A 26,478-nucleotide genomic window follows, 5' to 3' on the forward strand; every position below is an offset into this window, starting at 1 on the left:
AACATTGATTGTTTTACTTTTAATATTTTTTATAAAAGGTTATAAAAGCAGATGGATAAGAGAGCAAGTATTCAGTGGTTCCCTGGGCATATGAACAAAGCCCGCAACGAAATCAAAGAAACCATGCCGCAGATGGATGTGGTCATCGAAGTCATCGATGCGCGTATCCCTTATAGTAGTGAAAACCCAATGGTTGCGGCACTACGCGGCGAAAAACCTGTTATCAAAATCCTCAATAAAGCCGACCTTGCCGATCCTGAATTGACCCAAATATGGATGGATTATCTCGAGCAGCAAAGCGGTGTAAAAGCCATCGCTTGCGATACCGAGAAAGCCAATGATGTCAAACGCATCATCGCCATCTGTAAGCACCTCGTGCCTAATAAAGTAGGTACAGGTCGCCAGATTAAAGCCATGATTATGGGTATTCCAAACGTTGGTAAATCCACGCTGATTAACACCTTAGCAGGGCGTGCGGTAGCAAGAACCGGTGATGAACCTGCCGTGACTAAATCGCAGCAGCTGATTAAACTAGACGATGACATCATGCTCTATGACACGCCAGGTATGCTATGGCCAAAGGTTGAAAACGAAAATTCAGGCTATCGTCTGGCGGCAACAGGTGGTATCCGTGATACTGCTTTTGACTTCGCTGATGTGGCAAGTTACACCGCTGAATATTTAATGCACGCCTATCCTAAGCTATTAAAAACTCGTTATAAAATTGAAGAGCTACCGAAGACTGACTGGGAGTTTTTTGAAGTGGCTGGACGTAATCGCGGCTGTGTACGTGCGGGCAATCAAGTCGATACCTACCGTATGTCTGAGATTCTCATCAATGAGCTTCGTAGCGCGAAGATTGGTCGTATTACCCTTGAGACACCAGCAATGACTGAAGCTGAGGAAATCGTAGTTGCTGAACAACGACTCGCTGCTGAAGAAAAGAAAAAAGCCCGTGAGGAAGAAAAACGCTTACGTCGTCTAAAAACGCGGAAGAATAGGAAGTAACAAATAGACCTCTTGTAAAAGTATTATCTCATTGACTTCCACTGACGGAATCACAAAAGCTAGCGATAACTTATGCAAGAGGTTCAATAACTATTTTTCTTATATTCATAAACTATAACAGAGCTAACTTTATTATTAGGCTCGAATATTCTTTAAGAGATAACTTTGAATAGAGATGAAAAACCTTTATGGATGTACTGGGTTATATTAGCGATGTTTATATCTCCAACGCTATTCATCGTTGGCGTAGCAGTTGGTAGCAAAGCTAACATACCTAGTGAAAGCACTTGGATAATTATATCAGCAATTATAAGTGCTGTAGCGACTGGTGTTATTGCCTTTTTGACTATCATACTAGCAGTTGAAACTTGGCGTCTCAGAAGGAATCAAGACGAACAAATAGATTCTAATCGTAAAGAATCCATACGTCCACATGTGGAAATTTTTTTAGAATCATCAATAGTAGGTTTTCAATTTATAATATTTAAAGTTGAAAATATTGGTCGAGGTCTTGCTAGGAATATTCAACTTGAAATTGAAAAATCCGAAAGGGAGTTTTTAGATAGTGAGAAAGAGATAGTAGGCACACTGGAAAAACTAAGCTTTTTTAGAAACTCTTTAAACTCACTAGGAGTTAATGGTACAAAGAAGAGTTTTTTATTTAGTTTTATTGATATGCAGCAAAAGTATGACAAAGGTTTTTTTGAAACTAGATTATCTTTTAAAATAACTTTTGAAGATATGGAGGGCAACTCCTACACTAACCACTCAGTAATCGACCTTTCAGAATTTGAAGGAATAACAGAGCTAGGTAATGGCAATCCTGCTTATCGCACATCGATTGAAATAGAAAAGATAAGAAAAAATCTAGATTCACTTATAAAAAGTAGTAAACGAATTAAGGTTGACTCATACTCTCAGAGAGACCGAAACATGGAAAACGAGAAGTCCAAAGCAAGAATAAGAGAACACCTTTCCAAAAAAGACGAAAAAAACCTATGACCCAGCCAACTGCTAAATCTAAAGCTTCTGACACTACCTTCAATCACTCCCCCAAATCCCTTAACTCCTTCGCCCCACGCCTACTAGATTGGTTTGCCGAAAATGGTCGCCATGACTTACCTTGGCAACAGCATAAGACCGATACGCCCAATCCTTATATCGTTTGGTTATCCGAAGTGATGCTCCAGCAAACACAAGTGACCACTGTACTACCCTATTTTGCGCGTTTTATGGAGACGTTTCCAACCGTACAAGATTTGGCAGCCGCAGACTGGGATTTGGTCGCCGAGCATTGGGCGGGGCTGGGCTACTATGCACGCGCGCGTAATTTGCATAAAGGTGCTAAGCAGTTGGTAGAGGTCATTAATGAGACAGGCGAGTTTCCGCAGACACTAGCAGGATGGGAGGCTATTTCGGGCGTTGGACCATCAACGGCTGGTGCGATTATGGCGATGGGCTTGCACCATTATGGCGTCATCTGTGATGGCAATGTCAAACGAGTCATCACACGTTGGGCAGCGATTGATGGCGATATTACCAAATCTGCTACGACTAAAGAGCTATGGGCATTGGCAGAGCGCTTAACACCTACAGAAAACTCAGGATTATTCGCGCAAGCGATGATGGACATGGGCGCGACATTATGTACTCGTAGCAAACCTGCCTGCCTTTTATGTCCACTCAAAAAAGACTGCCTAGCCCATGCACAAGGGCGCGAAACTGATTACCCTGTCAAAGCAAAGAAACAGCCCAAACCCAGTAAATTCAGTGATGCACTGCTAATCGAAAGTGCAGACGGTGAGATATTGTGGCTACAACGCCCTGACAATGGAATCTGGGGTGGATTGTGGAGTTTGCCATTAAAGTTCGTAGAAAAAGTTGATGGTAAAACGAATAGCAAGGCTACTGTTAAACAGACGCTAGCTAACGATGATAAGTCATCAAACGTAGCAAACGATGTACGTAGTAATGAAAAAGTATACGAGGCAGAGTTTACTACCGCTGAGCAAATCATTAATGAGTGGCTCATAAAAAACAAACTGGTCGCCAAATCAGTTAGCAATACATTGCTCGATGATGCCCCTATCAAGCACTCCCTGACACATTTTCACTGGTATTTGACCCCACGTAAATTGACAATCGATGCGAAGCAGATAACTGAGTTAAATAAGAAATTAGCAGCAGCTGAGATTGACTTCAAGTGGTTAACCACACAACAAGCGCAAGATAGTCTAGGGCTACCCCGTGCGATGGTTAAGATATTAGAATAAAAGAACTGGAATAAAAAAAGCGACTCACTATTAATAATGAGTCGCTTTTTTTATGATAATAATATAAAGATAGCGGAATCTACAGTACCCTAAGACTTTGGCACACGTAGACGCATGAGTCCTTCTTGTTGCACGGTAGCGACCAGTTTGCCATCTTGCCAAAACTGGCCATGGTTCAACCCTTTCGCATTAGACGTAGTGTCGCTCCACATGTCATAAAGCATCCATTTATTCAAATCAAAATCACGATGGAAATGCATTGAATGATCAATACTGGCAGCTTGTAACCCACTAGTCATAAAACTAACACCGTGTGACATCAGCCCTGTACCAACCAAATAAAAATCAGACGAGAACGCTAATAGTGCCTGCTGAACAGCCGCTGGCTGACTGCCCAACTCACGAATACGTAGCCAGTTTGCCTGTTTAGGTTTCATAGGTTCTGGGCTAATCGGATTACGCGGCTTAACTGGCTTAATCTCGACATGACGGCGGCGCATAAATCTCGCTTTCAGTGCTTCTGGCACTTTTCCAACATTCTCTTCTTTTAACTCTTGTTCTGTTAATAAGTCTTCTGGCGGTGGATAGGCAGGCATGTCTTCTTGATACTCAAGCCCTTCTTCCATCGGTGAGAACGAAGCAATCATTGAAAATATCACTTGCTCAACAGGCGGCTTACCACGTACTTCTTTGTACTGAATAGCGGTGACTTCACGTGCAGATAAGCTGCGACCATCACGCAATCGACGTACTTGGTATATCACGGGTTGATTGATATCACCACCACGCAAAAAATACCCATGCAGCGAGTGGCAAGGTTTGTCTTTATCTAATGTATGCGCTGCTGCCATAATCGCTTGGGCGAGTACTTGCCCACCAAATATACGACTGCCCACATAGTCATGGCTTTTACCCTCAAACACATCAGGGGTAACTTCAATAAGTGCGATAGTAGCTAGCAGCTCATCGATCAGTTGTAGATTATGGGACATGACGACATGTTTCCTTATTTTTATCAAAAACGCTCAGCATCTAAAAATCAACACCTGACAATATCGATGCTATATAGCCGCTGCGCTTGAATTTAAAATAATACGGGATCATTTGCTAAAATAAGCAAGAAGACTTTAGAACAAAAATACAGCTGTAGCTATGTTCGCTAATGCTACACATTTATTTTCAATAGAAAAGGTAAACATCTTACCCAATATTGATGGCTTTGACTAGTTGAGTATTGAGAATACAAGTCATATTAAATATATAATAAATACTCAATTAAAGAGCTAAGGTTTAAATACCAACAAACAATAACTTTAAAAACTTTAGTTGACTTTATATTAGGTTTATAGTGTAATATTACTACTTCTGGATAAGAAGTCGTAAGTTTCGTGAAGAAACTGGCAACGCTGGATAGCGTTTAAATTAAAAATTCTCGGATGAGGATTGGATATAAACTTGAGTTATTATGGTTAATAACCTCTCCTCTCCTAATATTCCATTTAGGAGATATACAATGTCGAACTCAAACACCGCAATCATCAAACTTAGTAGCTTTAGCGAAACAGATACAAGTAAATCTGATTATGTCGGTTCTGTTCGTGGCTATTTGAAAGCTATCGACCTTCCAAAAGTAACAAGCATACTAAACATAGACTCTAATCCTAGAAAACCTAAGGAAAGTAAGGTAACTAAAGATATTGCTGCGTCTATAGAAGACTCTCCAGGCATATTTCATCTAATGTCTAAAGGTTTACTACTTTCGTGTTCAGAAGCTACTCTTTTAGATAGAGGCCGTATTCGTATCGACACTAGAAATACGGACTACTCGAAGTCTGGTATTCTAGATGGTGGTCATAATATGTTTGCTATTTTAAAACATTTTCTACTTACTTTAAATTATGATGTTTCGAAATTAAAGAAATGGGATGATATCATTTCAATATGGCGCGAAAATCAAGATGAAATTATTCAAGCTACCTCGAATAATGAAGATAAAATCCTTCGAAACTCATTAGATTTTTTAATACCTATTGAAGTTATATACCCTAAAGATCCAAGAGATGAACACTCTCTTAATGAATGGGGCATTACACACAGTAATATTACGCATGCTCGTAATAACAATGCAGAATTAGTTAATGCTACAAAAGACAATCAACAAGGCTATTATGAATATCTGAAAAGTGTTTTGCCTACAGAAATTCGGGACTCTATCCAGTGGAAAACAAACGGCGAAGGTACAATTAGAGTTGCAGATGTTTTAGCTTTAGCTCTCATTCCATTAAGTATTGTACCACAAGAGATAACTGGGGTTAATCTACCCGCTAACTTGGTAAAAATATATAATAGCAAAGCTTACTGCGTAGATACTTTTAAAGAGATATTAGACAGGAACGGTAGTAAGATTGGCGGAAATGAGTTTGAGTTAGAAGACCCAGCCATTAAGAGTGCACTTGGTTTGATACCTGAGATCCTTCGAATTTACGACTATATTTACGCTGAATACCCTAAAGCTTACAACAAGGACGGTAGTTTCGGTAAAATGGAAGTTGTTAAGATTTATGATACCGAAAAATCGAAGGACGGTGGTAGTAAGTATTTAAAAAGACAGCCTACGACTAAGTTCCTAAATGAAGACTGTAAATATAGCTATGCTGATGGATTAATTATTCCTCTCGTAGTAGCTATCAAAGAATTGATATATTTTGAACCTCAATCTCAGTCTCTAAAATGGAGGGTCACAAACCCTATTAGTTTTCTACAAGAGAACCTTGATCCTATTTCAAAAATTTACGGTATGGTAATTAGAATGGCTAACTATAACCCACAAAAGATCGGGAAAGATTCTGGTAGTTATGAGTTAGCTGCTAGTGCGCTCAGCAGTAGAATTTAGCAGCACTAATACGTTTATTATGAAAGAAGCATACTACTTTAAAGTAGTATGCTTCTTTGTTTTTATTAAAATGGGTTTATGGCTTAACTGCTACGAGTACGCGAATAGAGTCCGGCACTAGCGATAAGTTACCAAGCGCTTGTTCGCCTTGAGCTTTGAGCTGATCTAAACGTTCAATCTCTTCAGGACGTACGTTCGGATTGATCGTCTGTAGATGTTTTAGACGCTTGATTTCGCGTGACCACTGCTGGCTAAAGCGGCTACTTGCTTGCTCACCAATCTCAGCTATCTGCTGACGAGCAATGTCTTCGGCTTCGTAATAACGCTGCTCAATCACATCGCCGCGCACTTTAATGACTTGGCGAGCACGATTTTTATCCAAGCGTTCAACATGTGGCATAATCATTTCAGCACTGATACGAGCCGATAAATCACTGCCCTGCTCACTGATAAAGACACGGATATTTTGCGTAGACAAAGTCGCTGGCAGATTAAGCATTTTTGGCGCAATCGCTTCAACACGGAAATTCACTTCTAGCAGTACCATACCTTGAGGAACAGCAGCACTTTTAAGCATGGCAACCGTGGTATTACCAAAGGTGCTGGTACTCGCTAGCTCGTAGATAGCGCGCATTAATGGATGCTCATGTGTGACAAAGTCGATCTCTTCACGCTGCAGTGCTTGCTCGCGCTCAAAGGTCAACGTCATACCATCTTCATCGCCAAGTGGTAAGCCATCAATATAATCGCTAATCTCTGTACTATCGATAGGTGCGATGACCCACGAGCCATCACGTTGAATACTATGATCAATGTTAGCAGACGCAAAGAAACGCTCAATAAAATGCGGTAGCAAGTTATTACCATCAAAATCACGCATGGCATCAGCGATACGACCTGCGACACGCGGACGGCATGAGTTATACTCTAGCAGGCGATCGCGACCAGCCTGTAGCTGTGCCTCAAGTCCCATTCGGGTCTGTGACGCTTCTGAGATGATCTTTTGTAGCGTTACATTATTTTCAGCGGTATCGGCACCCTCAAGCACTGGTTTGAGCTCTTGGATATATTGCTCTTGGACGCTTTGAGCGGTTGGCGATATCTGATTGAACATGTTCAGCGCATCGTTGTACCACTGATACAGACGCTCTTGCGCGGTACCTTGCACATAAGGCACGTGCAGCATGATTTGCTGAGTCTGACCGATACGATCTAGACGACCGATACGCTGCTCTAAGGTATCTGGATTAGCAGGCAAATCCCATAGTATTAACTGGCTTGCAAACTGGAAGTTACGACCTTCCGAACCAATCTCTGAGCATAGTAATATCTGTGCGCCTTCACTATCTGCAAAGAAGGCAGCCGCCTGATCACGCTCAAGTAGTGTCATTTGTTCAGTAAAAATAGCTGTTTTGATACCTGCGTGCAGACGTAGTACTGCTTCTAGACTCTCTACCGTCGCGCCACTACGAGCAATTAGTAGCACTTTTTGATGCTTGAGCTCACCGCGTAAGATATCAATCAACCAAGAAACGCGTGGGTCATCTTCTAGCCAGCCACCGTCTGGTTGGTTTTCTTCGCCCCATAGCTGCTCACGCAACTTGCCATTGGTTTGATAGCTGTCTTTCCATGCCTCAGGCAGTGGCAATGGATATGGTTGGCTACTACGACCATAAAAGCCTTTGACACTCTCACGAGTATTACGGAACAAAATACGGCCGGTACCATGACGATCTAATAATTCATTTAGCGCATGTGTCCGCAGCTTTTCATCTTCATTGATTGAAGACAGCTCATCAATACTAATGTCTAGTAAGCTACTCAAAGCAGCGATTTGACCTTCATTTAATGGCTTTTCTTCTATCAAAACGCCAGCAACTGCTGCTGTCTCTGCAAAAGCCTCTTGACCATCGATAAATTCATCCAAATCATCAAAGCGATCTGGATCAAGCAAACGCAGACGGGCAAAGTGACTTTGTGCACCAAGCTGCTCTGGCGTTGCTGTCAATAGCATCACGCCTGGTGTTTCTTCAGCAAAATCTGCAATCAAGTCGTACTTATCATTGCCGCCTTGCGCTTCATCCCAATGCAGATGATGCGCTTCATCGACAACCAATAAATCAAAGCCTGCATCCATCGCTTGGTCATATAAATCTGGGTGGTCGAGCAACAGGTCCATACCACCAATAATACATTGTTCAGTAGCAAAGACGTTTTGCTCAGGATCGTGTTCTTTAATAGCCGCAGTACGTACCAAATCAAACAAGGCAAAGTTTAGGTTAAAGCGGCGACGCAGCTCAATCATCCACTGATACTGCAGACTACCTGGCACTAAAATCAATACACGCTCGGCTTTACCCGTTAGCAATTGCTGATGAATAATCATGCCCGCCTCGATGGTTTTACCAAGGCCAACCTCATCAGCCAGCAGTACACGTGGCGCGATACGTTTGCCAACTTCATGCGCGATATAAAGCTGATGCTCGATGATATCGACACGTGCACCCATCAAGCCTTTTAGTGGATGACCTGCCAGCGCTGACTGCATGCGTAAGATGTCTTGACGCAGCTCATACCAGTCACCGCGCTCAATACGTCCAGCAAGCAAGCGTTCAAGCGGCTTGGCCAATGTGATATTAGCAGCAAGGCGGGTTTCCATAATACCGCGCTCATGCTCATCGACGCCATATTTGAGTACACCCATGACTTCATCGACAGCATTGACTGTATAGCTTTTGCCATCTTGATCATAGATACTATCGCCGACCTTAAACACCACGCGCGACAATGGCGCAGAGTTTTTTGCATAGACGCGTGTCTCTTCACTTTGCGGAAATAAAATATGCACACATCGGTCGTCAACATCGATAACCACACCTAAGCCAAGCTCAGATTCCGTATCAGATAAATAACGTTGACCAACGGCGAATTCAGTACTGTGCAATGAAGCAATAGAGATAGTCATAAGGCGATGTCTTTTGTACTCAGGTAGTAAGAAATTAGATAGATAACAGTCGTAACTGGTGACAGCGAGAGGGTGACAAAGTGCAAGTCGTAACAAACCTACCAACGCAGCATCGCAACCTCAATAAAGCCAGCATCCAAGTTGCACCATTATATAACGTTAGCGTGTAGATGAGTGCATTAAGTTACATTTTCAAGAGCCATCTGATGTTACTTTTCTATTTAAAAAGCCTATGACCAACACTGTATCAGGGCCATATTTAAGATAATATATTTTGCGAGTTATTGAGGTGCTGCATTGTAAGGTTGTCAGAAGGCCACTCTAGTCATTTTATTTTTAATTAATAATGACAACGTGCTACATTAAACCGACTATCTATAAGACAACAACAAATAAGGACTCGCCATGCAAGCCGTTTTTTTAGATAAAGGTACATTTTCTGAAGGTATTGACTTGCCTGCACCCGCAAGTGTGAGCGACTACATCACTTACAACGATACGCCAAAAGATACAGATGTCATCGTTGAGCGTTGTAAAGATGCTGACATTATTATCACTAACAAAGTGCAGATTAGTGCTGAAGTGATAGAGCAATTACCGAAGCTTAAGCTTATCCAACTCACCGCGACGGGTATGAATAACGTCGATCAAGAGGCTTGCGATAAGCATGGCGTGACACTTTTTAACGTTGCAGGCTATGCCGTAAAAAGCGTCCCCGAGCATACCTTTATGTTGATGCTGACCGCGATGCGCGCTGGTATTCATTATCATCAAAAAGTCGCTGATGGCACGTGGCAAGCAAAGGGTGATTTTTGTCTGCTTGATATTCCATTGATAGATTTGGAAGATAAGACGCTCGGCATCATCGGTATTGGCACCATCGGAAAGCGCGTGACCGAGATTGCTCGTGCCTTTGGTATGACCGTATTATGGGCGGAGCATCAAGGACGCGAACCGCGTAGCGACGACTATACCGCGTTTGAAGACGTGCTCGCACAATCTGACGTGATTAGCCTACATTGTCCATTAACTGAACAAACCAAGCATCTTATCAATACAGATACCTTGGCAAAAATGGCCAAAAAACCGCTCATCGTTAACGTCGCACGTGGTGGTATTGTCGATAGCCAAGCATTGACTGACGCGATTAATAATGAGCAAATCATCGGTTATGCTAGCGATGTGTTTGAACAAGAACCGATTGCTGATAATGACCCGTTGCTCAGTCTCAGCGACCATCCACGTGTTATCTTTAGTCCGCACAACGCATGGGGCAGCAAAAGTGCCCAAGAAAAGTTATGGCAAATATTAAGCACACAAGTCACTGACTTTATCGATAACCACCATCAATAATCAAAATACTAACGATTAAACCGTAACCAGTCGTCTTTTATTTTGCGATACTTAAGCATGATTCGGTCGCTTAGATAGTTATTGGTCACGTACCAAGGATAGCGATCGCCCTGCTTAGGTAGCTTATCTTTGCCACGTCTGACATACCCAGACGATAGCGAACCCATCACAGTATCTGCCTGAACATATGCTTGCGCCTGTTCAGTTTTTGCATAGGGTGTTACCACTTGGTAGCGCCGCTTATGCATATAATCCAGCAGTCGCACCACATATTGACAGGCCAAATCGATTTTTAGCGTCCATGAGGCATTGGTGTAGCCAAACAATACTGCCATATTGGGCACACCCTCAACCATGGCCGCTTTATAGGTCATACGCATACCGATATCGACAGATTGACCGTCGATATATACCGCTGCCCCGCCCAACATCTGCAGCTTTAAACCAGTTGCGGTAACGATAATATCAGCGTCGAGATGTTGGCCAGATTGCAGCATAATTCCTGTTTCAGTAAAGTGACTGACTTGATCGGTTACCACTGTTGCACGTTTATCCTGTAGGGCTTTGAATAAATCACCGTCAGGTACCGCACATACTCGTTGGTCCCACGGGTTATAATCAGGCATAAAATGATTGCTATCAACACCGCTACCCTTTAGCTCTTTCTTCACCCCACTTTTCAAGACTGCTTTCATCACCTTGGGCGCGTGAGTCGCAACTTTATATAGACCTTGCTGTCTCAACACATTGCGCGCACGTAGTACCGTATAAGCTTGCTCTTTTGATAATGGTGAAAACTTGCCTGATAGCCAGTCAATCGCATAGTCATCACCCGGCACACTTGCCACATAGGTCGGCGTACGCTGTAGCATCGTGACATGATGCGCACACTGCTCGCCATCCTTATCTACTAGCGCAGGTAGCAACGTCATCGCTGTGGCACCGCTACCAATGACGACGACTTTTTTATCATCGTAGTCTAGATCGTTCCAGTGCTGCGGATGAACGATTTGACCGCGGAAATCCTCCTCCCCATCAAAATGAGGGCGATAACCTTGCTCATAATCATAATAACCAGTAGCACCTACGATAAACTTGGCAGTCGTAACGAAAATCTCACCACTAGCGTGGTTCTTAGTAGTTACTGACCACTGTTGATTGTCACTAGACCATGAGATCTGCTGAACTTCGTGCTGATAATGGATATATTCGGTCACCCCAAATTCGCGTGCCGTGTCGGCAATATAGCGTTTGATATCACTACCTGCTGCTAACATTCTATAATCAAGCCACGGCCTAAAGTTATAACCAAAGGTTAAGGCATCAGAATCAGAGCGAATCCCCGGATAAGTAAATAAGTCCCATGTACCGCCTAAATCAGCACGCTTTTCGAAGATAGCAAAACGCTGTGAACGTTTGTTTTTCTTATTCAGTTTTGTCTGCTTTTTTGGGGCTTTATGACCGAACAGGCCTTTATACTGCTGTTGCTGTAAACGGCAAGCCATACCAACGCCTGCGATACCCGCACCAATAATCAATACCTCGTAGTCAGCTACCTTATCCGTTGTTGATTTTCTACCTTTAAGACGGTTTTTAATGACCTGTTTGGTAATAGTAATATCAAGCATACTTTCATCCTTGTATTTGCATGACTGGCATTTTATATGCTGGCTTTAGAGCCATTTATCGCATCTATTAACAACAAGCGGCAAAACCTAACAACTTAAAACGGGCAGGGACTTTCCCAGTCCATCCAAGCACCTAGAACTGGATGCTTTAAACGCAACTGCTGCGCATGCAAGTTCAACCTTGGGGCTATCTCTAACGCGGTACCTTCAGCATAAATTGGATCGCCAATCATCACATGGTCGACATGGACCATGTGTACACGCAGCTGATGGCTGCGACCTGTAACCGGCTTTAACATCACTCGTGTGACTGGTTCACCATTGCAAGTTTCATGAGCCACGACCTCATATAGCGTGAGCGCGTGTTTTGACCAGTCATGATCGACGATATGGCGCGGTTTGGTACTTGGCTCATAGCGTACTGGCACTGATATCTCGCCAGTTGCACCGACCTTTTCCCACTCGCCAAAGACGCGTGCTTGGTATTTTTTTTGTGGTAGACGTTCGATAAATTGCTTGCTGATATTGGTTTGCGCTGCTGCGTTTTTGGCAAAAATCAGTAGTCCCGAGGTATCCATATCTAAACGATGAATCAATTTGACAGCTGGATTGGCACGCTCAAGACGAGCAAGCAGACTGACTTTGAGCGTTTTGCCGTCCACACTCAATAGTCCTGCAGGTTTATCAACAACCCAAATATCATCGTCTTCATAAACCGTAATCTCTTGCGCAAAATTTTTAAAAAACGCAAGCGGATAAGCGCTTTCTTGGATATTGAGGGCGTTGACTTCTTCATCAGTAAAAGGCATAAATTTAACTACTTCTGTAAATTGGTTTTGAGATAAGAATTTTTGATGGTTACTCTTTTGAACGTGATAGCCATGTTGGGAACGATAGCCACTTTATAAACGACAGCAAAATCTGGCTAAGTTTTAAACTTATCAATATTGCTATCTGTTATACATAAAATACAACTTTTATCCTACTGAAATACGTACTTTGACAAGGATAACCGTACTAAATAGCAGACTGAACTCTCTTGTTTTGCAACGTTTCGATTTATTGTGCTAATACTAGTTGTTAAACAATTTAACCAGCCTGTATCTAACAAGTTAGGGCAAACATGTTAATATAATGGCACATTTTCACCGCTTCTAAACAATTCTTTGACCACCAACTGATTTATTATTAAACCAATATACACGTTGATGAGTGGTGATAGAAGTAATAAAACAAGAGAGATAAAATTATGTCAGACCTTATTGTACATACTACCGATACAGATTTTGATCAAGACGTCCTACAATCAGACGTACCTGTACTAGTAGATTTCTGGGCGCCGTGGTGTGGTCCTTGTAAAGCCATCGCTCCTATTTTAGAAGATCTAGCGACTGAGTACCAAGGTAAAGTCAAAATCGTTAAAGTAGACGTGGATAGCAACCCACAAGCAGCTAGCCGTTTCGGTATTCGCAACATTCCAACGCTATTTGTATTTAAAGACGGCGAAAAAGTTGATTCAGTCATGGGTCTACAGCCAAAAGCTGAATTGGCTAAAGTACTAGACAAGCATTTATAAGTTAAATTTGCCCGCTTTGGACTGTCATAAGCGGACAAAACAGAATAACCGAGAAGGCCATTATCTGACTAAGATAGTGGCTTTTTTGCTTGTTTTTTGTGCAAAAAACTCGATAATTCGCCTTTTTTAACAAAATTTATTGACAACGCTATTGTGAAGACCGTATAGTCTTCTGACAAGAGAAAACTAACTGTTTTCCTAAGTATCTTGTCGCTATTCTCCTCGTGTTTATCAACAAAAACACAATCGTCATTATAAACACCATTGCTGAACAAAATGACTAAACGCAATTACTGATATTGAGTTTTTGACGCAGACTCCTATGTAGCCTTTTTTATCCTTATTTCTTATTACCTTGCATCCCATAACGGCAATGCGTACATAAGCAGACATACAAAGCCAAAACTACATAAACTACAGCGCTGTGCACATACCTATATCATCATATTATCGTTATTCTAATCACTGTCGTGACTTGTGCTGCTAATGGCATCTCTCATCTGATCAATTGCTAATGACCTATCTATGAATCTTACTGAATTAAAGAAAAAATCAATCTCTGAGCTATTGGCTATTGCTAAAGAAATGGGTCTTGATAATATGGCGCGTAGCCGTAAACAGGACATTATCTTTGCTATCCTAAAAACCCATGCGCGTAACGGTGAAGCCATTTATGGTGACGGCGTACTTGAGGTTCTTCCTGATGGTTTTGGATTTTTGCGCTCATCAGAGGGCTCGTATTTAGCCGGTCCCGATGATATCTATGTTAGCCCTAGTCAAATTCGCCGTTTCAGTTTAAAGACTGGTGATAGTATCGCTGGTACGATTCGTCCACCGAAAGACTCTGAGCGTTATTTTGCGTTATTAAAAGTTGGTGAAATTAACTTTGATACACCAGATCGCTCACGTCATAAGCTTATTTTTGAGAATCTGACGCCCCTATTCCCAACTGAGCACTTGAAACTTGAGCTTGGCAATGGAACTACTGAAGATTTGACTGGACGTATCATCGATCTCATCGCTCCGATTGGTAAAGGTCAGCGCTCTATCATCGTCGCACCGCCAAAAGCGGGTAAAACGATGTTGCTACAGACCATCGCTCAATCAATTACTCGTAATAATCCCGAATGTTATTTGATCGTACTGTTGATTGATGAGCGTCCAGAAGAAGTGACCGAGATGGTACGTACGGTACGCGGTGAAGTCGTTGCCTCTACCTTTGATGAGCCGCCACAGCGTCATGTACAAGTTGCTGAAATGGTCATCGAAAAAGCGAAACGTTTGGTTGAACATAAGCAAGACGTAGTGATTTTACTTGATTCAATTACTCGTCTAGCGCGTGCTTATAATACGGTTATACCTTCATCTGGCAAAGTGTTAACAGGTGGTCTGGATGCCAATGCCCTAGAGCGCCCAAAACGCTTCTTCGGTGCTGCTCGTAACGTTGAAGAAGGTGGTAGCTTGTCTATTATTGCCAGTGCCCTTATTGATACTGGTAGTAAAATGGATAGCGTTATTTTTGAAGAGTTTAAAGGAACTGGTAACCAAGAAATTACGCTTGAGCGTGACCTGGCTGAAAAACGTGTTTTTCCTGCGATTAATATCAAAAAGTCTGGCACACGCCGCGAAGAGCGTCTATTGGGCGAAGACAAGCTGCGCAAGATATGGATTTTACGCAAATTACTTCAACCAATGGATGGCGTGCAAGCCACTGAATTCCTGTTGGACCGCCTAAAAGAAGCGAAAACCAATGACGAATTCTTTGAACAGATGAAGCGTAAATCGCAAAACTAATGTTTGATTGGTTTACTAGATACATTCGGCTCTGATTCAATATAAAGACTACCTACAGGTGGTCTTTTTTAATGACAGTGTCTAATATTCATGTTTATACCGGTTAGAACTCACCCTTCACCATCGTTCACAGACATTGCCGATGATACAGTACGGCAACATCGCTTACATCTCGTTTGCAAAGTTTAGCTTTTTTACTACGTCTATATTATCGGTAACCGACTATTATGATAGACAGTAGGAATATACTTGAAAATATCATGGACATAGTATTTTGAAGGTATTGATTTTAAACTTGATGACTTAATAGGTGATAATATGAAATTTGCTAAAACAATCGTAATGACTGCAATTACTAGCTCGGCTCTTATTATGGGTGGCTGTAACGGATATAACAGTGGTTTGAGTAATACTACTAAAGGTGCTGCTGCTGGTGCTGCTGCTGGTGCTCTTATCAAAAGTGGTGGCGATAGCAAAGACATTGCTCGTGGCGCACTTGGTGGTGCTGCAGTCGGTGGCGCTGGTGCTTACATTCTCGATCAAACAAGATAATTTGCGTTAGTTAGATAATTATCATGTGATGGTTGAGGTTACTTGAATCACTGGTTAGCTATGAAATTAAAAGCCTGCAATTCGTTGCAGGCTTTTTTATGCCTTAATTATTAGTTTATGAACACTAAATGTTCAACAAAAAATATTATGATTGAAATACACGCTTATTAGAGTGCACCGCTAAAAGTATCACAAGATTGTACATTGCCGCTCTCTAGACCACGAGTGAACCATTCGACACGTTGCTGACTGGTGCCATGGGTAAAGTTATCAGGTACTACTGCACCACCACTTGCCTTTGCTAAACGGTCATCACCGATCTGACCAGCAGCATTCACTGCTTCATCAATATCACCAGCTTCCAAAAACTGTACGCGCTCTTGGTTGCGTTGCGCCCATACACCCGCAAAACAATCCGCTTGTAACTCTTGCAATACCGATAGCTTATTGGACTGTGCTTGAGTCACTTGTTAGTCACTTGTTGACGGGCTTCATTTACCTGCTGACTAATACCTAGTAACGTCTGTACATGATGACCTACCTCATGTGCTATTACATAAGCCTGCGCAAAATCGCCAGCCTTACCTTGATTATCTTGACTACCAGACCCTTGCTGATCCCCTGCAATACCAAGGTTTTGACGCATTTCGACGAAAAACGACGTGTCCAGATAAATAGTCTGATCTCCTGGACAGTAAAACGGACCGGTTGCAGAGCTCGCACTACCACATGCCGAGCTGACCTGACCATTAAACAAAATCAATGATGGCTCTTGATAAGTGCTACCAGCTTCGTTAAAGACCTGACGCCAGACTTCTTCTGTATCTGCCAATACAACTTTTACAAATTGTGTGTCTCGGTCTGTGCTAGTTGCAACTTCAGTAGATGACTCACTATTACCACCTGTTACTGCTTGACCTGTCTGTAAGGCAGTCATTGGGTTTACCCCAAATACCAACCATAAAATGCCAGCAATAATAATACCACCGATACCCCCGCCGATCATCTTGCCACCACCTGTGCTAGAGCGCACATTCGAGCTACCTCGTCTACCTCGCCATTTCATAATTCCATTCCTCAAATATAGATTGATTCACTATTTTTATTAATCATTAACTTCGTTATATATTATTTAGCCAACTAAATCACGCAATGAGATCGTCTATTATCTTAAAAATATGTAAAATTACTAACTCAATTGTGATTAGTATCATTCAGTATGATATTCGGTTTATTCGACTTCTTTTTACCCAAAAAGCAAAGCCAACAGCGACAAATTATGATGAAAAATAAGGACCAAAAAAACCTCTTAACCTCTCGGATGTCATTGATTATACGTTGATTAGTCTGGCTTCTTGTATTAAAAATAATATTGAACAGCTAGAGTAAAATATCATTGTAAGTTTTATTGTTACTTAATTGTACAGACTATTTCTATTTACTTAGAAAACCTATAGAATGCGTGGAAGCTGAGTAGCTGTGACTAAGACTAATTGAACTCTGAGAAATCTCGGTTTTCAACCTTCGTTGCTGCTACTGCTCATTTCATTTTTCCGGAGAAAACCATATGAAACTTAAATTACTTGCTCTAGCTGGTATCATGACTGCAACTATGGGCCTTACTGCCTGTGACAGCAGCACAGAAAACGCTGCCGAAGATTTATCTGACGCGCAAGAAGAAGTGCAAGACGCTACTGAAGAGCTAAACGAAGCTGATGCTGAAGGCGAAATGACTGCTGATGCTGACGCTGCTGTTGCTGACGCTGAAGCTGACATCGCTGATGCTCAAGAAGCAACTGCTACTGACGAAATGGACGCTGAAGTTCCTGTAGACGGCGAAGAAACTACTAGCATGGACGTAGCTAGCGAAACTGATACTGCTGCTGTTGAAGCTTCTGACGAAGTAGTAGTTGAAGAAGCTCAGTAATTTATTGTTCATACAATAGAAAAGCTGTAGTAAAAAAAAGAGAGCCTATGCTCTCTTTTTTTATGTCTATCATTTATGATATTAGTAAGGTTTTACTTTATATACAACCATCGTGTTCAATGCAGACTACAACAACTAAAGACGTAGGTGTACATAAAAATAACTCAGTGCAAATACGCACTAGTATTCTTATCAACTTACGATAAAACAGGTACGCAATCGTTTAAGACAGTGCGAAGCTAGGTATTAGCTATCAAACAAACGCTCATCAACCTTCTGACGAAATTTTTGTCCTGTTTTAAAAGTAACCACACGGCGTGCAGATACAGCCACAGGCTCCCCTGTTTTTGGGTTACGGCCTGGACGGCTATTTTTATCTTTAAGCTCAAAGTTGCCAAAGCCTGAAAGCTTGACCTCTTTGCCATCAATCAAGCTCTCTGACAGTTCATCAAAAAAGTTCTCTACCAGACAGCGACCTTCTTGGCGCGTTAGGTTCAGGTGACTCATCAAATGCTCAATCATGTCAGATTTGGTTAAGGTGCTCACAGTACGACTCCTATGCTATATCGTGATGTCGAATATCATGGTTTAGCGGTATGAGGGTTAAGGCTAGCTATTATAAAGGTTTTTTGACCATTTTTTAACAAAGTCTTCATTAAAATCCTTTATTAATAACCACTTAACTTATTTTATGAATAGCAATGCTCCGTAGCCTCAAGGTAAAAAGGCTACAGAGCATTGGGTATAATACATACTAAATGTTAGCTATCGCGCAGCTGTACTGAATGCTGATCAGTTAGCGCTTGCACCACTTTATCTGTGGCAGTTTTGACGGCTTCATCGGACAATGTTTGCGTACTGTCTTGCCATATTAATGCAAATGCTAATGAGCGTTGCCCTGCTGGTACTTTATCACCTTGATAAACATCAAATAACCAAAGGTCAGTCAGCATATCACCTGCTGCAGCTCGAACAGTTGTCTCTAATGTCTGCAAACTGATATCACTATCTACCAAGATAGCGATATCACGGCGTACTTGCGGGAACTTACTTGGTGTCGTGATGGCTTGCTGCTCACGTGCGACCGTCAATAGTGGCGCAAGTGATAACTGAGCGACCCAAGTAGCAGGTAGATCTAATTGCTTAGCAGTAGTTGGATGCAACTGGCCCAACCAACCAACATATATATCATCGATATATAACTCAGCGCTTTGTCCTGGATGTAAAAAGCTTAGCGTACTACGCTCATAGCGAATACGTGCATTATCAATTTGAGCTGGTAATAGCTGCTCAATGTCATGCTTCAGGTCATAAAAGTCTAAGGCACGGTTTTGATAAGCTTGCTCACTCCATATATCACCAACTGCGACAAAAGCAATACTTGGCGTTTGTACTAAGTCACTGATACTTTGTCCAACAAAGCTAAGGCCCGTCTCAAAGAAACGTACACGTGGCTGCTGACGATTCAGGTTGTATTGTACGCAAGGCAGTAAACTTGATAGCAAGGTACGACGCATAACGGCCAAATCACTAGAAATAGGGTTTGCGAGTGCCAATACCTCCCCTAGCGCTTCGTCATCAAGTAATGCTTCTAGTTTTGCATCACTAAAGCTAAAGCTAATCGCTTCCATATAGCCGTTGTCGACCAATGCTAGCTTCATTTCATGAGTCAAATCTGCAGTATCATCATAATCCATGCTTACTTGCAAATGTGGCAAGACGCTTGGAATATTGTCATAGCCATAAATACGAGCAATTTCTTCGATTAAGTCTTCCTTGATACTCATATCAAAACGATAAGATGGCGGTTTACAAACTAATGCATCGCTCTGCTGCTCTACGTCAAAACCCAATTGGGTTAAGATACGTACCATCTCAGATGGATCAATATCAATCCCAATGACATCACGAACTTTTGCGATTGGTAATGTAATCGGTGTGCGTGCTGGTAAATGCTCAAGGTTTTCAACCGTGGTTATCTTTCCAGCTTCCCCACCAGTGATGCTGGTGATCAAATCGCAAGCTCGTGCCAACGCTAATGCTGGCAATTCAAAGTCCACTCCGCGCTCGAAACGCTGTGATGCGTCCGTATGCAGCCCGAAACGGCGTGCACGTGCAGCAATAGCGAGTTGATCAAAGAAAGCGCTTTCTACTACGATATTGGTAGTGCTGTCAGTGACACTGCTACGCTGACCACCCATGATACCAGCTAAAGCCAAGGCACCTTTATCATCAGCAATGACAAGCTCGTCACCCGTCAAGGTAACGGTTTGCTCATTCAGCAAAGTAATAGTCTCGTCAGGCTGTGCCAAACGTACAACGATATCACCGACGATTGTATCTGCGTCAAAAGCATGTAACGGCTGACCCAACTCCATCAACACATAGTTGGTCACATCGACCAAGAAATTGTGTGAACGTAGTCCTGACTGTACCAGCGCATCTTGCATCCATTTTGGCGTATCGATGCTACGATCGATATTGCTAATTGATTGCAACAGATAACGAGGACATGCTTTCTTTGCATCAACTGACACAGCTGGCGTTGCAGCAGTTCCATCAATATTGACAGAAACTTCTGGCATTTGTACAGGTAAGTCGTTGATGACTGATATTTCACGAGCAATACCACGTACACTAAAGCAATCACCACGGTTTGGTGTGATAGAGATGTCCAGTATTTGGTTATTCAGACCTAAGTATTCACGGATATCTGTACCAACTGGCGCGTCTTCAGGCAACTCAAGCAAACCATCTATATCATCGACTAGGTCAATTTCAGAAGCGCCGCACAGCATACCGTTCGAGGCCACACCGCGTAGCTTGCTTTTTTTGATCTTAAAACCTTTGCTATCATCACTTGGTAATACCGCACCAACGGTAGCAACAGGCGCTTTCATACCGACGGTCACGTTAGGAGCACCGCAGACAATTTGTAATGGCTCAGCATCACCGATATTTACCTGAGTAACACGTAATTTATCTGCATCAGGATGCTGCTCAACGCTGATGACTTCACCGACGACCACACCGCTAAAAGCACGGGCAACCGCATAACGATCGTCAATCTCAAGCCCTGCCATGGTCAACTGTTCGGCTAACTGCTCGCTAGTGTTTGTAGGATTTACCCACTGACGTAGCCACTGTTCGCTAATTTTCATAAATATCTCGGATCAGAATTTTATAATAAAGATGTTGGAGTAAAGCTTGGCGAATTCACTTGTTATATTAACAAGGAGCGCTTTTTATATTTAACAAGCGAACTCTAGCCAAATTGCTTTAAGAAGCGCACGTCATTTTGGAAAAACAAACGCAAGTCATCGATACCGTAATACAGCATCGCAAAGCGCTCAATACCCATACCAAAAGCAAAACCAGTGTATTTGTCGCTATCGATACCGCAGTTGGTCAGCACCTGTGGATGCACCATACCGCAGCCCATCACTTCAAGCCATTTGCCATTGTCATCTAAGATATCCACCTCTGCAGAAGGCTCAGTGAATGGGAAAAACGAAGGACGGAAACGTACGGTCAGCTCTTTGGCAAAAAACGCTTCTAGAAACTCACTAATCAAACCTTTTAGCTCAGCAAAAGTGCTCGACTCTGTGACCATAAGACCTTCTAACTGATGAAACATCGGCGAATGAGTTTGGTCTGAGTCATTACGATAAACACGGCCTGGACAAATGATGCGAATCGGTGGCTCATTTTTTTCCATAGTCCGAATCTGTACAGGACTGGTATGCGTACGCAATAGATAATGCGCATCAAAATAAAAAGTGTCATGCATGGCACGTGCCGGATGGTGCGACGGAATATTCAATGCTTCAAAATTATAGTAGTCGCTCTCGACTTCAGGCCCGGTTGCGACGTTGAAACCCGCTTGAATAAAGTACTGCTGCATACGCTGAGTAATCATCGTGACTGGATGCAAATGACCTTTTTGACCACCACGCGCAGGCAAAGTAATGTCAATACTTTCGGCCTCTAATTTGGCATTAAGTGCTACTATTTCTAGTTGCTGCTGCTGGTCTGTCAATGCTTGCTGAATACGACTACGAACTTGATGCAACCAGCCACCATAGGTTTTTTTATCATCAGCATCGAGCTTGCCCATCTGCTTTGACCAGCCCGTTAACGGGCTCTTTTTACCAGTCAATTGCACACGCAAATCTTGCAGTGTACGCGCATCAGTTACTTGTAGGATTAAAGCCTCAGCAGCACTTGCAAATTCGGTAAGCTGAGCTTCGGTAAGCTCATTGAGCTCTGAAGACAAGGTCGGTAGCGCCGACAAGTCGTTGGTGGCAGCAGGGTTAGTCATAAGACGCATTATTCCTGATTTGAACGGACTATTAATTGTAGGGATTTGACCAAATATTGCAAACCATTTATCCAGCTATGTTCATATAAAAAATTGATATAAAGGCTGGTTATAAGAATGGCTTGAATATTTAGACGATGATAAGCGTATTTTAAGTAAACAAAGTTTTAGTAAAGAGTGCGCTAAGAATAATTCAATATAAAAAAAGCCACCGACCAGCGGTAGCTTTTATTAATATCATACTATTAATCAATATTAGTCCTATCCATTTAGACAATTGCTTATAAATAATTATTTAAAAGCATCATACCTAAAGGACGGTTAATATTTAGGCCAATTCCGCTTTTGCTTTTTCGACCAATGCTGTGAAAGTCGCTGCATCATGCATAGCGATGTCTGCTAGAACGCGACGATCGATTGCGATGTTTGCTTTTTTCATACCATTGATGAAGCGGCTATAGCTTAAGCCGTTTAAGCGTGCACCAGCATTGATACGTGCGATCCAAAGACGGCGGAAAGTACGTTTTTTGTTGCGACGGTCACGATAAGCATATTGACCAGCTTTGGTCACTGCCTGTACCGCTACGCGGTAAACACGTGAACGGGCACCGTAGTAGCCTTTTGCGCGCTTTAAGATTTTTTTGTGACGGCGATTTGCCTGTACACCACGTTTTACACGGGCCATAATTTACTCCAAGATTTTTTAATCACTGTTAAGCGAGTGATGATGTTGTTAAATAACAAACATCATTGTCAGATTGCAAAGTCAAATATTTTTAATCAAAGATAGATGACGATAGGCTATTAAATGTATGGGCACATACGACGAACTGCTGCTTCGTCAGATTTATGCACTAACTTAAGACCACGCAACTGGCGAATACGCTTAGATGATTTCTTGGTCAAAATATGGCTTTTGAATGCTTGCTTACGCTTGAAGCCATTCGCTGTTTTTTTGAAGCGTTTAGCTGCGCCGCTTCTGGTTTTCATCTTAACTTTCATGATGAGCTGCCTCTTTTTCTGTTTTAGAACCTGGTCGTCAAATAGTCACACTGAATAATCGTTATATAAATAACAACTAAACCTCTATTTGCCTCGAGGTGGGAGGCGCTATTTTAGCAGATAGCGCGTTGTTTTGCCAAGTAAAGTTTTGGCGACCTTTTAGTAGACAATAAAGACAAATAACCAGCATCAAATAAGCGATAGCTCTCCTCTCACAAGCCCTAATAAAATAGCCAATTTTTATCCAAATAGATTGAATGTCAGCTTAAGCTATGCTTAAGTAGAGACTGAGCTATATCTTCGTATAAACGCTATTAAAATCAGCATATTCACCATAAGTGTTTAGACTAAAATGTATCATCATAATGACAATAATGCTGCTAACTTAGGGCATAATAATTAAAATAATCTTTGGTCATCACTCTAGGAGATAGTGTGTCAAAACAAGAGTTAGTATTCGACGACGACTTGTTTGTTTTTGAGACAGTGATGCGTGTGCGTTATACGGAAGTCGATGCAGGACAACATATAACTGTAGAATCCCTGACGGCTTTATTGTCCGAAGCACGGTTAAGGTTTCTACATGCTAAAAGTGTCAAAGACATCAACGCAGACCATCAAGGCTTGATTATTGATAAATTGCAGCTAGATATTGTTAAACGTATCCGCATAAGAGAAGAGCTGCTGTTTGAAGTTGGTGTTGAGCCAATATATGATAATGGCGGTAATATAATCATGAAGGTCACCCGGATGCACACGGGCGAAACAGTAGCAAAAGCGCGCCAGCATTTTAAAGGTTATGACTTTAACCTCAATAAAGTGACTAAGCTTGATAATATGATCAAAGAAGCGCTATATCCGCATTTATTTAGACTGTAAAATCGCTTGTTATAAACAGTATGCTTTCATTTAGCATAATAGCACTCTATAGCGCATTTAATTGACATCATATTGCTAACTAAACGACAGCATATGACAGAGCATTTCAGATAATCTCCCCGCTTTAATCATAAGTAGTATAATTGCTTATCACTCTTTTTCACTTTCTACCTATAAGACGACAAATACACTATGACTTTACCTGCTTGGCTAACTGCCGTAACTTTTAATGATGATGGTTTGATTCCTGCAATTGCTCAAGATCATCAGACAGGTCGTATTTTGATGATGGCGTGGATGAATGCAGAAGCATTACAGCTCACCGCACAAACACAAACAGCGGTGTATTTTTCGCGCTCGCGTGCCAAACTCTGGCACAAGGGAGAGACGTCAGGTCATACGCAAATTGTGCATGACATTCGTCTAGACTGTGATGCAGACGTAATTGTGCTTGAGGTTACCCAAAAAGGTGGTATCGCTTGCCATACTGGTCGCGAGTCTTGTTTCTATCAGCGTCTAGATCTATCAGGCCAAACACCTGAGTGGCAGACCGTCGATAAAGTATTAAAAGACCCTGCGGATATTTATCATTCTCAGGAGTCTACTAGCGACACTTATGAAACTGAAAGCACTGGCGCGAATGCTGACTCTGACAACATCCAAACACAATCTGATAGCGCTCAAACACAAGTCGATAAAGCCTCTGTGCTACAGCAGTTAGATCAAGTGTTAGCAGAGCGCAAACAAGCCGATGCCGACAGCTCTTATGTAGCCAGTCTATATGCTAAAGGATTGAATAAAATATTAGAAAAAATCGGTGAAGAGAGTACAGAAAGTATCATCGCTGCCAAAGATTTTGCTAACTGCGACGAGAGTACAGACAAAGCAAACTATGATGAAGCCCGTCATGAGCTGATCTATGAAGTAGCAGATGTCTGGTTCCATACCTTGGTTGGACTGGCCTGGTTTGATATAGAGTCGGATGCCGTGTTAAGCGAGCTTGGCAGACGTTTTGGGTTATCCGGTATCGATGAAAAAGCCGCTAGATAAGCCTAAATAAAAAATAAACGTCTATTTTATTGGATTATTGTTGCTTTCACCTATTTGTAATAAGTGCAGGTTATAATATAGCTCTGTTTTATCTCGCATTATATGTCGATGCTTTTTGTTTAATAGATAGACTTTTTTAAACTCAAAGCAAACATATTAAGACTGAAAACTAAGTCACAAAACCAAGTCACAAGGATACCATTATGGGTAGTTTTTCTATTACACATTGGCTGATACTATTGGTCGTTGTCGTTGTCGTGTTTGGCACCTCAAAACTCAGAAATGCTGGTAAAGATTTGGGCGGTGCTGTCAAAGGTTTTAAAGAAGCGGTCAAAGACGAAAATACAGAACATGCCAAAAAACACGCGGTTCTTGACCACGATGCGACGGCACACACTGAAGAGCGCTCAACAACTACCAAGGTTGATGATAAGCATAACGTATAGCATCTAAACAGTGACATCGGACCATTATGTTTGATATCGGGTTTTCTGAATTACTCCTCTTTGGCGTTATCGCCCTAATCGTACTGGGCCCAGAAAAACTGCCACAGGCAGCGCGTACGGCTGGGCAATGGTACGCCAAAATTCGCCGCACAGTTTCAACATTGCAGTCTGAAATAGAGGCTGAGCTTGACTTGGCTGAGACACGCCAGCAAATGCAGAAAGAGCTTGCCAAAATTCGCCAAACCGAAACTGAGATGAGGCGTGAAATGGCTGAGATGCGCGGTAATATGAAAGCTTTTGAAAGCTCACATAGTCCTTCTTCTATAGCGTCTGAAACGACTATGAATGCTGAAAATAGCAAGGGCGACGAAGCTCATGAAAATAGCCGTACACAAAAACATCAAGCAGCCACACCAAAGGCATTCGACTATGCTTATGTCACTGACGAGCAGTCAGATACCTTAGAAAACGGTCAGTTATCGAAGCGCGGTCACAGCGGTGACGATGTAGGTGGTGCAAAGGTGGGCAATGATGCCAATACAGCGCCAGTTGTTCAGACCATCACTACCCGTCCATGGGAAAACATGTGGTTTCGACTTGGCGCTTATGACAAAGCACGTCGACTCCCAATGCCACCATATGTGCCAAACTATAAAGCTGATGCTCTACTCAACAGTCCTGCCAACACGCAGACTTCTGACAATAAGCAGGAGACTGATTGATGCAATTATTCAAGCGCAAAAAAAGTCGCCAAGAAAAAGTCGCGGTTTCAGCTACTACAGAATCAAATACTATTCATCAAAACCCTGAA

22 protein-coding genes and 1 pseudogene are annotated in these 26,478 nt (G+C 42.1%); 13 read left to right on the top strand and 10 right to left on the bottom strand.

Annotation, left to right across the window (positions count from 1 at the left end):
- The first annotated feature begins 51 nt into the window (after nucleotides 1–51).
- The 3 genes from ylqF to mutY all read left to right on the top strand — a co-directional run bounded on the left by ylqF (nucleotide 52) and on the right by mutY (nucleotide 3,281).
- A complete protein-coding gene (gene ylqF, locus ACT3QQ_RS05955) occupies nucleotides 52–1,008 on the top strand; it encodes a ribosome biogenesis GTPase YlqF (RefSeq protein WP_444527283.1) in 957 nt (318 codons plus the stop codon).
- 165 nt (nucleotides 1,009–1,173) lie between these two features.
- On the top strand, nucleotides 1,174–2,010 hold the full coding sequence (locus tag ACT3QQ_RS05960; RefSeq protein ID WP_444527284.1) for a hypothetical protein: 837 nt from the start codon (nucleotides 1,174–1,176) through the stop codon (nucleotides 2,008–2,010).
- Nucleotides 2,007–3,281: an A/G-specific adenine glycosylase gene (gene mutY, locus ACT3QQ_RS05965; RefSeq protein WP_444527285.1), complete on the top strand. Its 1,275-nt coding sequence runs from the start codon at nucleotides 2,007–2,009 to the stop codon at nucleotides 3,279–3,281. The genes ACT3QQ_RS05960 and mutY overlap by 4 nt, the downstream gene beginning before the upstream one ends.
- An 89-nt stretch (nucleotides 3,282–3,370) precedes the next feature.
- Here the strand turns inward: mutY and ACT3QQ_RS05970 are convergent, their stop codons facing one another.
- A complete protein-coding gene (locus ACT3QQ_RS05970; protein WP_444527286.1) occupies nucleotides 3,371–4,273 on the bottom strand; it encodes an acyl-CoA thioesterase in 903 nt (300 codons plus the stop codon).
- 521 nt (nucleotides 4,274–4,794) lie between these two features.
- Between ACT3QQ_RS05970 and ACT3QQ_RS05975 the strand changes: the two genes are divergently transcribed.
- Complete coding sequence (locus ACT3QQ_RS05975) at nucleotides 4,795–6,174, top strand: hypothetical protein (RefSeq protein ID WP_444527287.1); 1,380 nt, start codon at nucleotides 4,795–4,797, stop codon at nucleotides 6,172–6,174.
- 76 nt (nucleotides 6,175–6,250) lie between these two features.
- Here the strand turns inward: ACT3QQ_RS05975 and rapA are convergent, their stop codons facing one another.
- Nucleotides 6,251–9,139 carry an RNA polymerase-associated protein RapA gene (rapA, locus tag ACT3QQ_RS05980; protein ID WP_444527288.1) on the bottom strand — a complete coding sequence of 963 codons (2,889 nt, stop codon included), beginning with the start codon at nucleotides 9,137–9,139 and terminating at the stop codon, nucleotides 6,251–6,253.
- 405 nt (nucleotides 9,140–9,544) lie between these two features.
- Here rapA and ACT3QQ_RS05985 point away from each other — a divergent pair, with 405 nt between their 5' ends.
- Nucleotides 9,545–10,492, top strand: coding sequence for a D-2-hydroxyacid dehydrogenase (locus ACT3QQ_RS05985; protein WP_444527289.1), 948 nt, complete (start codon nucleotides 9,545–9,547; stop codon nucleotides 10,490–10,492).
- 8 nt (nucleotides 10,493–10,500) lie between these two features.
- On the opposite strand, the gene ACT3QQ_RS05990 is transcribed toward ACT3QQ_RS05985, so the two are convergent.
- Nucleotides 10,501–12,120: a flavin-containing monooxygenase gene (locus tag ACT3QQ_RS05990; protein ID WP_444527290.1), complete on the bottom strand. Its 1,620-nt coding sequence runs from the start codon at nucleotides 12,118–12,120 to the stop codon at nucleotides 10,501–10,503.
- Between the two features lie 95 nt (nucleotides 12,121–12,215).
- The gene (locus ACT3QQ_RS05995; RefSeq protein ID WP_444527291.1) at nucleotides 12,216–12,929 is read right to left on the bottom strand and encodes an RluA family pseudouridine synthase; all 714 of its coding nucleotides are present in this window, start codon (nucleotides 12,927–12,929) and stop codon (nucleotides 12,216–12,218) included.
- 440 nt (nucleotides 12,930–13,369) lie between these two features.
- On the opposite strand from ACT3QQ_RS05995, the gene trxA reads away from it, so the two are divergent.
- The 3 genes from trxA to ACT3QQ_RS06010 all read left to right on the top strand — a co-directional run bounded on the left by trxA (nucleotide 13,370) and on the right by ACT3QQ_RS06010 (nucleotide 16,042).
- Nucleotides 13,370–13,696, top strand: coding sequence for a thioredoxin (gene trxA / locus ACT3QQ_RS06000; RefSeq protein WP_025651527.1), 327 nt, complete (start codon nucleotides 13,370–13,372; stop codon nucleotides 13,694–13,696).
- 525 nt (nucleotides 13,697–14,221) lie between these two features.
- Entirely contained in the window at nucleotides 14,222–15,490 is a 1,269-nt protein-coding gene (gene rho / locus ACT3QQ_RS06005; protein WP_444521574.1) for a transcription termination factor Rho, read from the top strand.
- Nucleotides 15,491–15,808: 318 nt separating this feature from the next.
- Nucleotides 15,809–16,042 carry a hypothetical protein gene (locus tag ACT3QQ_RS06010; RefSeq protein ID WP_444527292.1) on the top strand — a complete coding sequence of 78 codons (234 nt, stop codon included), beginning with the start codon at nucleotides 15,809–15,811 and terminating at the stop codon, nucleotides 16,040–16,042.
- A gap of 167 nt (nucleotides 16,043–16,209) precedes the next feature.
- Here the strand turns inward: ACT3QQ_RS06010 and ypfJ are convergent.
- Nucleotides 16,210–17,108 (bottom strand): annotated as a pseudogene (gene ypfJ, locus ACT3QQ_RS06015) (KPN_02809 family neutral zinc metallopeptidase).
- Nucleotides 17,109–17,609: 501 nt separating this feature from the next.
- Here ypfJ and ACT3QQ_RS06020 point away from each other — a divergent pair.
- A complete protein-coding gene (locus ACT3QQ_RS06020) occupies nucleotides 17,610–17,969 on the top strand; it encodes a hypothetical protein (protein WP_444527293.1) in 360 nt (119 codons plus the stop codon).
- A gap of 246 nt (nucleotides 17,970–18,215) precedes the next feature.
- On the opposite strand, the gene ACT3QQ_RS06025 is transcribed toward ACT3QQ_RS06020, so the two are convergent.
- The 5 genes from ACT3QQ_RS06025 to rpmI all read right to left on the bottom strand — a co-directional run bounded on the left by ACT3QQ_RS06025 (nucleotide 18,216) and on the right by rpmI (nucleotide 23,292).
- Nucleotides 18,216–18,515, bottom strand: a complete 300-nt coding sequence (locus ACT3QQ_RS06025; protein WP_057761935.1) for an integration host factor subunit alpha — start codon at nucleotides 18,513–18,515, stop codon at nucleotides 18,216–18,218.
- A 215-nt stretch (nucleotides 18,516–18,730) separates the two neighbouring features.
- Nucleotides 18,731–21,130 (bottom strand): phenylalanine--tRNA ligase subunit beta, encoded by a 2,400-nt coding sequence (gene pheT, locus ACT3QQ_RS06030; protein WP_444527294.1) that lies wholly within the window; start codon nucleotides 21,128–21,130, stop codon nucleotides 18,731–18,733.
- 104 nt (nucleotides 21,131–21,234) lie between these two features.
- Nucleotides 21,235–22,290, bottom strand: coding sequence for a phenylalanine--tRNA ligase subunit alpha (gene pheS, locus ACT3QQ_RS06035; RefSeq protein ID WP_444527295.1), 1,056 nt, complete (start codon nucleotides 22,288–22,290; stop codon nucleotides 21,235–21,237).
- A 328-nt stretch (nucleotides 22,291–22,618) separates the two neighbouring features.
- Nucleotides 22,619–22,975, bottom strand: a complete 357-nt coding sequence (gene rplT / locus ACT3QQ_RS06040; RefSeq protein WP_011281252.1) for a 50S ribosomal protein L20 — start codon at nucleotides 22,973–22,975, stop codon at nucleotides 22,619–22,621.
- Between the two features lie 119 nt (nucleotides 22,976–23,094).
- Nucleotides 23,095–23,292, bottom strand: a complete 198-nt coding sequence (rpmI, locus tag ACT3QQ_RS06045) for a 50S ribosomal protein L35 (RefSeq protein WP_444521581.1) — start codon at nucleotides 23,290–23,292, stop codon at nucleotides 23,095–23,097.
- A gap of 435 nt (nucleotides 23,293–23,727) precedes the next feature.
- Here rpmI and ACT3QQ_RS06050 point away from each other — a divergent pair, with 435 nt between their 5' ends.
- The 4 genes from ACT3QQ_RS06050 to tatB all read left to right on the top strand — a co-directional run bounded on the left by ACT3QQ_RS06050 (nucleotide 23,728) and on the right by tatB (nucleotide 26,389).
- Nucleotides 23,728–24,171 carry an acyl-CoA thioesterase gene (locus ACT3QQ_RS06050; RefSeq protein WP_444527296.1) on the top strand — a complete coding sequence of 148 codons (444 nt, stop codon included), beginning with the start codon at nucleotides 23,728–23,730 and terminating at the stop codon, nucleotides 24,169–24,171.
- 192 nt (nucleotides 24,172–24,363) lie between these two features.
- Nucleotides 24,364–25,221 (top strand): phosphoribosyl-AMP cyclohydrolase, encoded by an 858-nt coding sequence (hisI, locus tag ACT3QQ_RS06055; RefSeq protein ID WP_444527297.1) that lies wholly within the window; start codon nucleotides 24,364–24,366, stop codon nucleotides 25,219–25,221.
- Nucleotides 25,222–25,424: 203 nt separating this feature from the next.
- A complete protein-coding gene (gene tatA / locus ACT3QQ_RS06060) occupies nucleotides 25,425–25,667 on the top strand; it encodes a Sec-independent protein translocase subunit TatA (RefSeq protein WP_444521584.1) in 243 nt (80 codons plus the stop codon).
- Nucleotides 25,668–25,693: 26 nt separating this feature from the next.
- The gene (gene tatB, locus ACT3QQ_RS06065) at nucleotides 25,694–26,389 is read left to right on the top strand and encodes a Sec-independent protein translocase protein TatB (protein WP_444527298.1); all 696 of its coding nucleotides are present in this window, start codon (nucleotides 25,694–25,696) and stop codon (nucleotides 26,387–26,389) included.
- The last annotated feature ends 89 nt before the right edge of the window (nucleotides 26,390–26,478 follow it).

Origin of the sequence: Psychrobacter sp. AOP7-A1-24, assembly GCF_052376235.1 — a bacterium.
Classification (GTDB): domain Bacteria; phylum Pseudomonadota; class Gammaproteobacteria; order Pseudomonadales; family Moraxellaceae; genus Psychrobacter.

What these genes read in the sequence shown, in the direction of transcription:
- ylqF (WP_444527283.1), top strand. Translation starts at nt 52, where the DNA reads ATGGATAAGAGAGCAAGTATTCAGTGGTTCCCTGGGCATATGAACAAA.
- mutY (WP_444527285.1), top strand. Translation starts at nt 2,007, where the DNA reads ATGACCCAGCCAACTGCTAAATCTAAAGCTTCTGACACTACCTTCAAT.
- ACT3QQ_RS05970 (WP_444527286.1), bottom strand. Translation starts at nt 4,273, where the DNA reads ATGTCCCATAATCTACAACTGATCGATGAGCTGCTAGCTACTATCGCA.
- ACT3QQ_RS05975 (WP_444527287.1), top strand. Translation starts at nt 4,795, where the DNA reads ATGTCGAACTCAAACACCGCAATCATCAAACTTAGTAGCTTTAGCGAA.
- rapA (WP_444527288.1), bottom strand. Translation starts at nt 9,139, where the DNA reads ATGACTATCTCTATTGCTTCATTGCACAGTACTGAATTCGCCGTTGGT.
- ACT3QQ_RS05985 (WP_444527289.1), top strand. Translation starts at nt 9,545, where the DNA reads ATGCAAGCCGTTTTTTTAGATAAAGGTACATTTTCTGAAGGTATTGAC.
- ACT3QQ_RS05990 (WP_444527290.1), bottom strand. Translation starts at nt 12,120, where the DNA reads ATGCTTGATATTACTATTACCAAACAGGTCATTAAAAACCGTCTTAAA.
- ACT3QQ_RS05995 (WP_444527291.1), bottom strand. Translation starts at nt 12,929, where the DNA reads ATGCCTTTTACTGATGAAGAAGTCAACGCCCTCAATATCCAAGAAAGC.
- trxA (WP_025651527.1), top strand. Translation starts at nt 13,370, where the DNA reads ATGTCAGACCTTATTGTACATACTACCGATACAGATTTTGATCAAGAC.
- rho (WP_444521574.1), top strand. Translation starts at nt 14,222, where the DNA reads ATGAATCTTACTGAATTAAAGAAAAAATCAATCTCTGAGCTATTGGCT.
- ACT3QQ_RS06010 (WP_444527292.1), top strand. Translation starts at nt 15,809, where the DNA reads ATGAAATTTGCTAAAACAATCGTAATGACTGCAATTACTAGCTCGGCT.
- ACT3QQ_RS06020 (WP_444527293.1), top strand. Translation starts at nt 17,610, where the DNA reads ATGAAACTTAAATTACTTGCTCTAGCTGGTATCATGACTGCAACTATG.
- pheT (WP_444527294.1), bottom strand. Translation starts at nt 21,130, where the DNA reads ATGAAAATTAGCGAACAGTGGCTACGTCAGTGGGTAAATCCTACAAAC.
- pheS (WP_444527295.1), bottom strand. Translation starts at nt 22,290, where the DNA reads ATGACTAACCCTGCTGCCACCAACGACTTGTCGGCGCTACCGACCTTG.
- rplT (WP_011281252.1), bottom strand. Translation starts at nt 22,975, where the DNA reads ATGGCCCGTGTAAAACGTGGTGTACAGGCAAATCGCCGTCACAAAAAA.
- rpmI (WP_444521581.1), bottom strand. Translation starts at nt 23,292, where the DNA reads ATGAAAGTTAAGATGAAAACCAGAAGCGGCGCAGCTAAACGCTTCAAA.
- hisI (WP_444527297.1), top strand. Translation starts at nt 24,364, where the DNA reads ATGACTTTACCTGCTTGGCTAACTGCCGTAACTTTTAATGATGATGGT.
- tatA (WP_444521584.1), top strand. Translation starts at nt 25,425, where the DNA reads ATGGGTAGTTTTTCTATTACACATTGGCTGATACTATTGGTCGTTGTC.
- tatB (WP_444527298.1), top strand. Translation starts at nt 25,694, where the DNA reads ATGTTTGATATCGGGTTTTCTGAATTACTCCTCTTTGGCGTTATCGCC.